The following is a 12,271-nucleotide window of genomic DNA, read 5'->3' as shown; positions in this document are numbered from 1 at the left end:
GGATAACTTCCCTGGATTAAGCGATCGCTCTTACCGCTTTCCATAACATTTTTATAACAATTCTATTTCTTCTTTAATATTTTGCCTAGCTTGTTGTTCTACGAGAAACATTTTTTCAGTAAAATATATTCTTTCTCGCTCTAAAAAACTCTGCAATACTTGTTTCCTACCCGTTCGATATTTTTCAGGCGAGAGCCATAAATATTCATTTCTAATTAATTGAGCATATATTTTGTATTTAGAAGGCGATGCTCCTAATATAGATAGGTCTGCATCCAGAAAAATTTTGCTGTCAATACTATCTATATTTTGGTGATATTTTGTTTTTATGATTAAGGAATATACCGCCTCTATGGTTGATGAGGGAATATTTAGTGCGTTTAAAATAGTTACTGCATATTCTGCACTTTTCTCCTCATTATCGTTAGCTTTAGGGTTATAAATTGCATCGTGAAACCAAACTGCAAATTCAATAGCTGCATAGTTTTGGGATAGCGATCGCAGATTGTTAATTGTTACTAAAACTTGTTCTATATGCTCCAGGGTATGATAATATCTACCAGCACTAGAGTAAGCCTGGAATAAGTCAAGCAACACTTTCTGGCCAACCTCTTGTTCAACCTGAAACGGTTGTAGTAAAGACTCCCATCTAGATTGCATAAAGCATCTAGATGGATCTAGATTGTAGCGCGATCGCATATTTCCCCAAATTCTTTAGCTAATCATTTGCTCTTTGCCAATGAATTAAAATAGCTCAACTGACTCAAACTGTTTTTGAGACTGAGCGTGTGCAGCTTCGCCACAAGTACGCGGGGTAGGGAATATTTTACCTGGATTTGCTAAACCTTTGGGATTAAAAACTTGACGCACAAATTGCATCGTTTCTAAATCTGTTTCGGTAAACATTTGCGGCATATAGCACTTTTTATCGGCACCGATGCCGTGTTCTCCAGAAAGGCTCCCCCCCACTTGTACGCAGAGTTTGAGAATTTCTCCGCCTAATTCTTCCACTTTTTCCAACGCTCCTGGCAGGGAATTATCGTAAAGAATCAGCGGATGAAGATTGCCGTCTCCAGCATGAAACACATTAGCGATACGATAGCCGTATTTTTGACTCAAGGCTTCAATTTCTTGCAGCACAAATCGCATCTGAGTGCGGGGAATTACACCATCTTGCACATAATAATCGGGACTGAGCTTGCCTGCTGCTGCGAAGGCTGCTTTACGTCCTTTCCATAGTTTAAAACGCATTTCTGGTTCATTAGCTGTGGTAATGTTACGCGCCCCATTTTTGGTACAAATTTCAGCAATGCGGTGTTTATTGGCTGCAACTTCAACTTCTAAACCGTCTATTTCTACTAACAATATCGCCGCTGCATCTCTAGGATAACAACCTGTTGCCACAACGTCTTCTACAGCGTTGATGCTGAGGTTATCCATGATTTCCATACCACCAGGAATAATGCCAGCGCTGATAATATCAGACACTGCTGCACCAGCGTCTTCAACACTGGTGAAATCTGCTAAGAGTACGCAAATTGATTCGGGTGTTTTTAGAATTCTCAGAGTAATTTCTGTGGCAATTCCTAGCGTTCCCTCAGAACCAACAAATAACCCGGTAATGTCATAACCAGGCATTTCCGGAATTTGTCCCCCTACATCTACAATGGAGCCATCGGGTAGCACTAGTTTTAAGCCCAAGACGTGGTTGGTGGTAACGCCGTACTTGAGGCAATGGACACCCCCGGAGTTTTCCGCCACGTTGCCGCCAATGGAGCAGACAATCTGGCTGGAGGGGTCAGGCGCGTAGTAAAATCCGGCACCGCTAACGGCTTGTGTCACCCAGTTGTTAATGACTCCAGGCTGCACGACAACTCGCTGATTGTCCAAATCAATGCTTAGTATTTTCCGCATAAGGGCGGTTACAATTAGCACGCAATCCTCTACGGGTAAGGCTCCACCGGAAAGTCCTGTTCCTGCGCCGCGTGCTACCCAAGGGAGAGAAAAGCGATCGCATATTTTCACCACCGCCGCCACTTCTTCTGTAGTTCGCGGTAGCACGACGAGGGCGGGTTTTTGTTTATAGCTGGCTAAACCATCGCACTCGTAGGTAATCAACTCTTCGCGGCGTTGAATAACACCGTTTTTGCCGACGGCTGCTTCAAATTGTTTAATGATTTGTTGCCAGCTTTTCTGTTGTTTATCTTGGGTTATCATGGGTGTCTCTACGTTTGCGAAAGTCCTTTTTGAACAACCTGTTTGTAAAAATCTTCAAGACCTGCTACACAAGTTTTGTCGTCATAAAGATAGTCATGGCGAGCCTTAATTTTTTCTGCAACGTCGCGCCGCCAAACTGGGTCTAAACCCAACTTTACAGCAATATCAATATATTCTGCTTCAGTTTGAGCAATTGTCTCTGTTACCCCTAACATTCTGAGAATGCCATAAGAATGACGACCTCGCATAAATTCTCCAGGACAGGTGACGACAGGTAAATTGCAAGTGATCGCATCTAATGTAGTATTACCTCCCGACCAGTCTAAAGTATCAAGATAAACATCTGAAGCTGAAAGCAGCATAAAATACTCATTTCGAGGTAAAACAGGTGAGAAAATGCAATAATCTTCACTATTTAAACCTACTGCTGCAAAAGCTCGTTGCAGTCGTTGCTGCGGAATACCTGCACGAAGAAACATAAACTGAGCTTGAGGAACCCGACGGGCAATTTCTGCAAAAATATAATCATGTTGCGGCAAATATTTATAAGGTGCTTGGCTAGATAAATAAACGACAGCATTATCCCGTAGGTAAAAATCTGCTCGTCTTTTTGTCAGTCCAGAAATATCTGATTTTGGATAAGATACTCCGATATTTGGTAAACGAATCAGAGTTTCTGAATAATGTTCTTGCCCATTATCCGGTTCCATTAAATCGCTGGATAAAAAGTAATCTATAGTAGGTAAGCCAGTAGTTACTGGATGTCCCCAAACTACACATTGAACAGGAGCAAGACGCAAACCAGCTAGTGGCATCGTTGGAGCATCCATCCCAATTTCTGGGAAAACAAGTATATGTATTTTATCTGCAATAATTTGTTCGCAGACGGCTTCGAGATTATGGGGAATATGGTGAAATACATCACTGTATTTCTGGAAAATTTTCGTAATAGCGTCTGGCTCATTCCCTGTGTAGTAACAGTAAACTTCAAAATTTTCCTTATCGCAGTGACGTAGATAGCCAGTTGACAAAAATGTTCCACTCCAACTATGCAAAAAACCTGAAACATAGCCAACACGAATTTTTTTGTTATCCTTCAGGGGTGGCATAGATAGCGGCTCTACCCACCGTGGATAGTTTGCTGCCATAATTTGATGGACTAAATTACCATACTGGCGTTGCAACTCCAGATCGTTGTGAGCCTGATAAGCTAAGTGAAAATTTGTGACGCTACCAATACCTGCAAGAACATTTTTTTTGTCTTCAGGAGTTTCTAGAGATGTCTGTTGAATTAAATTTTGTAAGCCTTGTGTAAATCGCTGACGATAAAAGCTGATTTCCTCTGGAGTATTATAAACAGTTGGTAATATTAAATTATTGAATATTTTAAAAACATATTCATTAGGCAGTAATCGCGATGCCATCTCAGCGCTTGATATGGCTTCTTTGATTCCGGCATTTTCTTGCAATATTTTTATGAGGTAAAAGTGAAGCTTGCCAGCCGTCGGGTGAATGAAGAGACCTTCTTGAAGCGTATTGATAGCTTCTTCTACTCGATTCAAATGTCTAAAACATTCGCTCAAATTAAAATAAAGTTCTGGCTCTCCCGCTTGAAGTTCTACAAGTCTTCGATATTGCTCAATCGCCTCCTCATATTTCCCTGACTCATAAAATTTATTTCCCAAGTTTAGAAGAAACTCAGCTGGATTAGCTTGAGCTGTCAATGCGATTTGCAAGTTGTTCAATATATCGGTATCATTTGGCTTGAGTGACAGAGCTGTTTGATAAGCCTCAATTGCTTGAGTCAGTAGGTTTTGTTGCATCAAGAGGTTTCCCAAGTTGAGGTAGCTACCGAAGTGGCTGGGGTTAGCTGCGATCGCTTGAACATAAACTGCTTGGGCCTGCTCAATTTCGCCCGCTTGAGTGAGAAGATTACCTAAATTGTTGTAAGCCTCAATCAGGTGTGGTTCCAGGGCGATCGCGTCTTTATAAGCCGAAATTGCCTGAGTATTTTGATTGATTTTTTCTAAGCATAAACCAAGAATATAGTAAGCTTGAGCTTTGGAACTATCAATGTCTAAAGATTTTAAAAGGAATCCAACCGCTTGCTGATAACGTTCAGTTTCGTAATAAATTATCCCTAAATTTAGCCACGCTTGGGCATCACTGTCACGCCATAGTAGAAATTCTCCATACTTTTTCTCCGCTGCTGCAAATTGTCGTTGGCTATGTAGTGTAATTGCGTCTCGATAAACTGCATCTAATGCTTCTTCGTTTTGCTCAAGGGTCTGTAAATTGTAAATGGCTTTGACAACGTGTCGTTGACGCATCTCCAGCAAAGTAGAAGATGGATAGTTATAGCTTTTATCTACATCCCAGCTAAGAATCTGAAGCCCATTCCAAAACGTAGGCGAAAATGTTGGATAATGAGCGCCTGTAGTCCGCAAATCTAGCAATAATTGGCATTCTGGATTAGCAGCCATAAAGTCCCAATTAGCTTGACGCACTGTTCCCCAGTTACTATCATCCACAATAATCAGGGCTTTTTCAGCTAGAAAAGGTTTAATTAGAAGTAATCCTAATAATTGCGATCTATAGTCGTGAGCGCCGTCATACAAATAAACGCCGATTTTCTCTTCTGGCTTGATTTCTCGAAGCTCTAATAAAAATTCTTCAAAGTCTTGATTGCAGAAATAAACTTGATCTTGAAGATTAAATTTAAATAAATTATCAATTAATTTTTCCAGATTTTCACCCGCTGGATCAAATTCAGCAAAATTGTCTACAGCGTATGCCATTTGCTCTGAATGATTAAGGAGTGCGCCAATTAAAGTCGAACCTTGATAGCTGCCAACCTCGCAGTATATTTCATTTGGTTCCATGCACTCTACAGCAAAATTCAGCAACTGCATCACGTTTGCTGTCGTCATCCCTTGAACTTGATCTAGTGCCTGTTGAAATCGTTCTGATTTGGGGCGAACAGAGTCTTCCCCCCAATTTTCATATAAGTTAGGCAGTTGGTCGATAAATCTCTGATAATCCATGTTCAAATTCCTCTTGCTTACTTAAAATTTATTTAAATAAATTAAAATAAACCATACATATTATACTTTTTTAGATACTAAATTATAAAAAAAAACACAATAAGAAAGTTATTGTATATTAAGACAGATTTTACAAAAATAAAGTGGGTTATGGTGGTTAGCATTCTTGTATAGTTACGATAGCTAATTATAAATATATTAGGCACAATTTTAATAAATTTTACCATAAAGTTCTATAGCAGCTGCGGCACCGCAGCTGCTGCTAGGAAGGGGAAAGAGAGCGATCGCTACCGCTACTCTTGCGGCTAATTGAGAATTTCGTGCAAGGCTTTTAATAACTCTTCTGCTGTGAAGGGTTTCGACAAAAATGTTTTGATGTTGCTACCTATACTTGCAGCAAGTTTATGGTTTGACACCAGTCCGCTGACAGCAATAATCTTGAGAAGCGGGTTAATTTTTTGCAAGGCGCGGATAGTTGTCGGGCCGTCCATAGATGGCATCATCATGTCAATCAACACAGCGCTAATTTCCAATCTGTGTTGTGCGTACAGCGCGATCGCTTCAATACCATCACTAGCAGTTAGCACCCGATAGCCGTAACTCTCTAGGGATGTTTTTGTGACTTCACAAATAGACTCTTCATCATCAACAACTAGAATCAATTCTCCGTTTCCTGTAGGTAGTTCCTGACGCTCTTCGTTTTCTTGATCTGTTTCAGTTGTCTCTATTGCTGGTAAATACACCTTAAATTGCGTTCCTTTTCCTACTTCGCTATACACATTAATAAAGCCGCCATGTCCTTTAATGATACCAACAACTGTTGAAAGACCCAGGCCAGTACCTTTGCCAAGTTCCTTGGTTGTAAAAAATGGTTCAAAGATTCTATCTAATATTTCACCAGGAATGCCCATACCACTATCCACGACAGTTATCACAATATAGGCACCAACTTGGGCATCTATATTCATCCGGGCATAGTTTTCATCAATGAATAGATTTTCAGCAGTAATACTCAAACTACCGCCATTTGGCATCGCATCGCGAGCATTAACACAGAGATTCATTAAAACTTGATGTAGTTGTGTGGCATCTCCAGAAACAGGCCACAGGTCTATCATCGATACATCAGTGGAGATTTCGATTGATTTAGGAAAAGTTTGCTTGGCAATTTTTTCTATTTCATAAATCAGGTGTCCTACTTGCAACATCATCCGCTCACCTTCAACTCCTCGCGCAAAAGACAGAACTTGCTTAATCAGCTCGGCACCGCGCTTAGCATTTGTTTCTAATAGGGTCAATATCCGCTGACTACGCTCATCGGGAAGCACCATTTCTAGGATTTGAATTGATGCCAGAATTGGCGTTAGTACGTTGTTCAAATCATGAGCAATACCGCCAGCAAGAGTGCCGATACTCTCCATTCGCTGAGCGCGAAGAAACTGGGTTTCAAGTTTTTTCTTTTGAGTAATGTCAGTGTCAACAGTGAGGATTGATTTGGTTTTGTCTTCTTCATCGCGGACAAGTGTCCAGCGGCTGGCGACAATAACTTCCTTACCGTTTTTGGTGACTTTATGCAATTCCCCTTGCCACTCACCTTTCTCTAGCGCAATATTTTGGGCTTCTAGGAGTTGATTTGAAGGATATTTATACAATAGGTACTCGGCATTTTTTCCGATGGCTTCTTCTGCCTTCCAGCCATACACTGCCTCAGCTCCTTTGTTCCAGAATAAGATTTTGTTGTTCAAATCTCTAACCAGAATCGCGTCTGTTGCTACATCGAGTAAAGCAGCTTGTTGGCGGATTTTCTGTTCTGACTGCTTGCGTTCAGTGATGTCTGTATGGGAGCCGGCCATTCGCGCAGGATTCCCCTCTTCATCCCAAAGAGCTTGTCCCCGATCTAGAACCCATTTGTAGGTTCCATCTTTGCACAGTAATCGATGTTCGCTGATATAAAACGGTGTTTTTTTCGCAAAGTGATCTTCGATTAATTGTGTCATCAAAGCAATATCATCTGGATGGACCCTTTTCCGCCATTCATCTATATGGTTAGCAATTTCACTTTCTTCATAACCCAGCATTTCCTTCCATCGTGCTGAGAGAAAAACTTCATTAGTTTTTACATTCCAGTCCCAAATGCCATCATTGTTGCCGCGCAAAGCTAATTGCCAACGTTCTTCACTTTCTTTGAGTGCTTTTTCAACCCGCTTCCGCTCGGTGATGTCATTAAAATAAACCGATAAACCCTCTTTAGAGGGATAGGCGTGGACTTCAAGCCAGGTATTTAATGGTTGGTAAAATTCCTCAAATTCAACAGCTACTTGTTCGGTTATTACTTTGTGATATTGATGGAAGAAAACTGAGCCAACAGATTCGGGAAATTTATCCCATATATTGCAACCGAGGACTTCGGCTGCTGCTTTATGTAAAATTTGTTCTGCTTGCCGATTAAAATAAGTAAATCGCCATTCTTTGTCTAAGGTATAGAAGGCATCAGTGATACTTTCAAGAATGTTTTTCGTGCGGTTGCGTTCTGCTTCAGCTTCGGCGCGTGCCTCTTGTTGTCTGTTTAAAAGTTGGATGCGTTCTTGTTCAGCAGCAATGCGATCAGTAATATCTGTCTGAATACCGACAAAGTAAAGTAAATCATCTTTATCTGAGAATACGGGAGAGATCTTTACTTCGTTCCAGAATGGCTTACCATCTTTGCAATAGTTAAGGATGGTAGTTTTAACTTCTCGGCGTTGAGCGATCGCGTTTCTAATCAGCGCGATCGCATCTTTATCTGTCCCCTCTCCTTGCAAAAACCGACAGTTATGCCCTAACGCCTCTTCTGGCTGATACCCAGTCATCCGCGTAAAAGCAGGATTAGTATAAATAATCGGGTTGTCCGCCTGGTTCGGATCTGTAATCACAATTCCATCTGAGACAAAAGCCACAGCACGCGCTAGTCGCAGATTTTCGTCAGCAGCTGCCTTAAGCGCTTCCTCAGTAACTTTGCGTTCGGTGATGTCGCGAGTAAAGCACCTTGTGTGGATAAATTTATCATTTTCCCACAACACGTTTGAATCAATTAGTACATACTTAATCGAGCCATCTTTGCACAGCAGACGCGCCTCATAGTCATGCAGCGTTTTTTTTGCTTTTAACCGTTGGAGGAGATCTTCTATTACCTCTTTGTCTGCATAGAAATTGGCGATATTCTGACCAACATACTCTTCCCAAGAGTAGCCAAGAAGATCCAATTCCGCCTGGTTTACCCAGAGAATTTCTCCATCTGCTCCCACCCAATGCAACCCGACAACTCCATTTTCTAAGAAGTCAAAAAGATCCTTTTCTCTAGTGCTTAGCTTCGCCTCAAGCGTCTTGGCGCGAGCGATATGGTGTTTTTCTTCAGCTAAATTACGCCTTAATTCTAGTTGGCTAACTACCTGACGGCTTAGCGCTTTAAGCGCCTCTACTTGTTGCGAACTCAACTGCCTTGGTACAGTATCAACGACACATAGTACCCCGATCGTCTGCCCCTCTGGTGTAATTAAAGGTGCGCCAGCGTAAAACCGGATATGGGGAGAGGAATTCACCACGGGGTGTGTGGCAAACTGTTCATCAGCCAAAGTATCAGGAATAATCAGAACGTCGCCCTTGTTGATACAAGCGGGAGATAAATCGATATCTCGCAGCACTTGGGAGATATCTAAACCCACTTTCGACTTGAACCACTGACGGTTCTCATCGAAAAGATTTATCAACGCTATTGGGGTTCCACAAATCTGCGCGGTTATTTGAGTAAGATCGTCAAAAGCTGCTTCCGGATCGGTGTCGAGAATCTGATATTGGCGAATCGCTTCCAGCCTCGCCGCTTCATTTTTTGGTAGTATATTGTTCATTTTATTATTCCTACTTTGACAAGAGCAAAGGGAGCAACCACCTTTAGAGCGATCGCTTGCTAAGTCATCGCTGATTTCTGTGACGCAGTGAAAAAGCATGAGAAATATTAAGCTATTAGCTACTCGATAAGTCTTATTAAAGTGTTCCCTTTTGTTTCAATGGACTAACGCTTCTGTTGAAGTCCTCATAGAAATTACACAATTCCTACAGATTCAACCACTAAGTAGAAGCGATCGCCTATGGGTACTCCCTAGTCGCTGGCGCTAAGAGTGATTTGCGTAGCTTGAAGATATAAATGGTGGTTTTGCTTCTTCCATTTTTGATTAAAATAGTTTATTTCTATATATTATTAATTTTATGCCATCCATCTTGAGGCGGATTATCGGATATATATACGAAATATTTTATTTTATAAAGATTATTATAGATTTATTTGAATGCCGTTTCGTTCATAAATAACAAATCGCAACATATCCTCCAACTCCCCACCTCTGGCGAATTCTCTCCTAACAAGGAAAGCGACTGATGATTGAATTAAAGGGAACGCGATCGCACAGCTCAAAACAAACCGCCGCAGACCCTACTTGCCAGGTGAAATCTGGGAAAATAAGCTGAATAATGCTTATTTAACAAACAATTATTTTTCTTAAATCTCTTTTTAAGCCGCATATAGCTTTCTTTAGCAGAAAAGAACTTGGAGCGACAATGAAGCTTGTTTTAATCGAATCGCCGGGTAAAAAAGAAAAATGGCAAAAATATCTTGGTAGTGGCTTTAAAGTCATGGCAAGTATAGGTCATGTCGTCGAACTAGCCAAAGATGGTGAAGATGCACTAGGGTTTGACATGACCGACAACCGGGTAATTTGCCGGTTCGTTCCTCGCAGCGATCGCGCTAAAAAAGTGTTAGGGGAACTAAAAAAAGCTTCTTCAGCAGCAACAGAAGTAATATTTGCAACAGACCCAGATAGAGAAGGCGAATGTATAGCTTACCACCTAGCGCGAGAATTAAAAGTCAAAAACCCCAAGCGGGTTAGAACCAGCGAAATAACCGAAACAGCCATCAAAAAAGCAATTAAATCCCCCAGTTCCCTTGACCAAAATCTGATCAATGCAGCCTTGGGAAGAGCAGTATTAGACAAACTGGTAGGATTTCGCGGCTCAAAGCTGATTTGGTCGCTCAACAATGGAGCCAAATCTGTAGGTCGAGTTCAAAGTGCTGCATTACACCTGGTTTGCGATCGCGAAAGAGCGATAAAAGCCTTCGTTCCAGAAGACTATTGGAGCGTATGGGTAGATTACGCCGAAGGATTTCGAGCTTTTTACGCCGGACAAGTTAATACTCAAGACACGCAAGAATCAGAGCGGTTAGATACAACAGATGATTCGGAATTACCAAGCAATGAAAAAGAAACGGGAGCGAGAGTGCGATCGCAATCTCAAGCCGATACTCTAGTGCAAGCAGCTAAAACTCATCCTCACAGCGTACTGAGTGTAATTAGTAAGCAAGCAGTTAAAAACCCACCCGCAGCATTTACAACTAGCTCGCTCCAGCAAGCAGCATCAACGCGGCTAAAGTTAAACCCGCAGAAAACAATGCAGCTGGCACAGAAATTATACGAAGGCGGGTTTATTACCTATATGCGTACAGATAGCACATCTTTGTCAACAGAATTTTGTGCTTCAGTGCGGAAGTATTTAGCCGAAAACGACCCAGAAAACCTTTCAGACAAGAGTGTAAAACATAAGAGTTCCAGTAGCTCTCAAGAGGCTCATGAAGCAATCCGACCAACAGAGATTACCCGCACGCCAGAAGTAATTAAAAATCAAGTGGGAGCCGAAGAAGCGGCATTATACGACTTAATTTGGCGGCGTGCCTTAGCTTCTTTGTGTCAAGCGGCTAAACTTTTAAAAACCCGCATACTTACTCAATCAGGAAATATCACCTGGGTTGCATCCGGACAAGTTTTGCAGAGTGAAGGATATCTGCGTTACTGGAAAGATATTGCAGGAGACGTGGTATTACCTACCCTCAAACAAGGTCAGTCATTAACCTTGAAAAAGGCTGGTGCTGATAAAAAAGAAACTCAACCGCCACCGAGATATTCAGAAGCAAAATTAATTTCATTAATGGAAAAGTTGGGAATTGGCAGACCTTCCACCTATGCTCCGACTGTAGCAACTCTGAAAGAGCGGGAATATGTAATTGTCCAAAAGGGAAATTTGGTACCTACACCTTTGGGGCTGGAAGTTGATGAGTTCATGGGACGGGCGTTACCGGATTTAATTAAGTCAGATTTTACCGCAAAAATGGAGCGAGAATTGGATGCGATCGCATCCGGCAAACTTGACTGGGAAAAGTACGTAATTAACTGGAACCAGGACTATTTTGCACCAGCAATATCTAAAGCAAAGCAGTTGGTAACACCTGCTGCAACGGGAGCTATTAAACAAATCTCAGGCAAGAATTCTTATCCAGCTCAAGTTGAAAATAATAATTACCCTGTTTCTCGTTCTTCCAGCAGCACAAAACGCGCTCCACAAAAATCTCGCTCTTTACCAAAAAGCGATTTTCCTCAAGTCACGGAAATCGTTTGTCCCAAGTGCAGTAGATTTTTGACCAAAGTTACTTCTAAATCTGAGAAAGTGAAAGCAGGTCACTTCCTAAAATGTGATGACCGTGCTGGTGGATGTGGTGCAGTGATGTTTATGAATGAACGCACTAAAAAGTACGAATTACCTTACTCAGAACGTTCGGCAAAAAGCTCTGATTCAGAAAAATTGACAAGTTATTCTTGCCCGGTTTGTAGTTCTTGTTTGGAAAACTTTGGTTATTCCGACAAGCAAACCGGAGAAGCTAAAACAATGCTGAGGTGTTCTAATGCTGATAATAGGAAAGGTAGCTGTAAAGAAGTCGCTTTTTGGTGGACTAAAGAGGGTAACTGGTGGTCAAAAGTGTATGGGGAAATTGGAGAAAAGACTGTAAAATCCCGAAAAACCGTAGCAAAAACCCGGTCGTCTTCGTCTGCAAAACGAACGTAGTGGGAATGCGATCGCGCAGAAATCGTTTCCTCTATCAGCTAGTAACTATAGCAATCCTATTTAAGTTTTGAGATGCCAGGGGTTCA

5 protein-coding genes are annotated in these 12,271 nt (G+C 41.5%); 1 reads left to right on the top strand and 4 read right to left on the bottom strand.

Annotation, left to right across the window (positions count from 1 at the left end; all coding sequences use genetic code 11):
• Window positions 1-51 precede the first annotated feature (51 nt).
• The 4 genes from H6F66_RS01095 to H6F66_RS27460 all read right to left on the bottom strand — a co-directional run bounded on the left by H6F66_RS01095 (window position 52) and on the right by H6F66_RS27460 (window position 9,145).
• Window positions 52-660, bottom strand: coding sequence for a hypothetical protein (locus H6F66_RS01095; RefSeq protein WP_190417403.1), 609 nt, complete (start codon window positions 658-660; stop codon window positions 52-54).
• A gap of 84 nt (window positions 661-744) precedes the next feature.
• Window positions 745-2,217: a glycolate oxidase subunit GlcD gene (gene glcD / locus H6F66_RS01090; RefSeq protein WP_190417401.1), complete on the bottom strand. Its 1,473-nt coding sequence runs from the start codon at window positions 2,215-2,217 to the stop codon at window positions 745-747.
• A gap of 8 nt (window positions 2,218-2,225) precedes the next feature.
• On the bottom strand, window positions 2,226-5,261 hold the full coding sequence (locus tag H6F66_RS01085; RefSeq protein WP_190417399.1) for a tetratricopeptide repeat protein: 3,036 nt from the start codon (window positions 5,259-5,261) through the stop codon (window positions 2,226-2,228).
• A 305-nt stretch (window positions 5,262-5,566) separates the two neighbouring features.
• Window positions 5,567-9,145 (bottom strand): PAS domain S-box protein, encoded by a 3,579-nt coding sequence (locus H6F66_RS27460; protein ID WP_199295214.1) that lies wholly within the window; start codon window positions 9,143-9,145, stop codon window positions 5,567-5,569.
• A 706-nt stretch (window positions 9,146-9,851) separates the two neighbouring features.
• On the opposite strand from H6F66_RS27460, the gene topA reads away from it, so the two are divergent.
• A complete protein-coding gene (gene topA, locus H6F66_RS01065; protein ID WP_190417397.1) occupies window positions 9,852-12,185 on the top strand; it encodes a type I DNA topoisomerase in 2,334 nt (777 codons plus the stop codon).
• Window positions 12,186-12,271 lie beyond the last annotated feature (86 nt).

The organism is Trichocoleus sp. FACHB-6, from assembly GCF_014695815.1.
GTDB classification, from domain to species: Bacteria; Cyanobacteriota; Cyanobacteriia; order Cyanobacteriales; family FACHB-T130; genus Funiculus; species Funiculus sociatus.
This window is presented reverse-complemented; position numbering and strand designations above follow the sequence as displayed.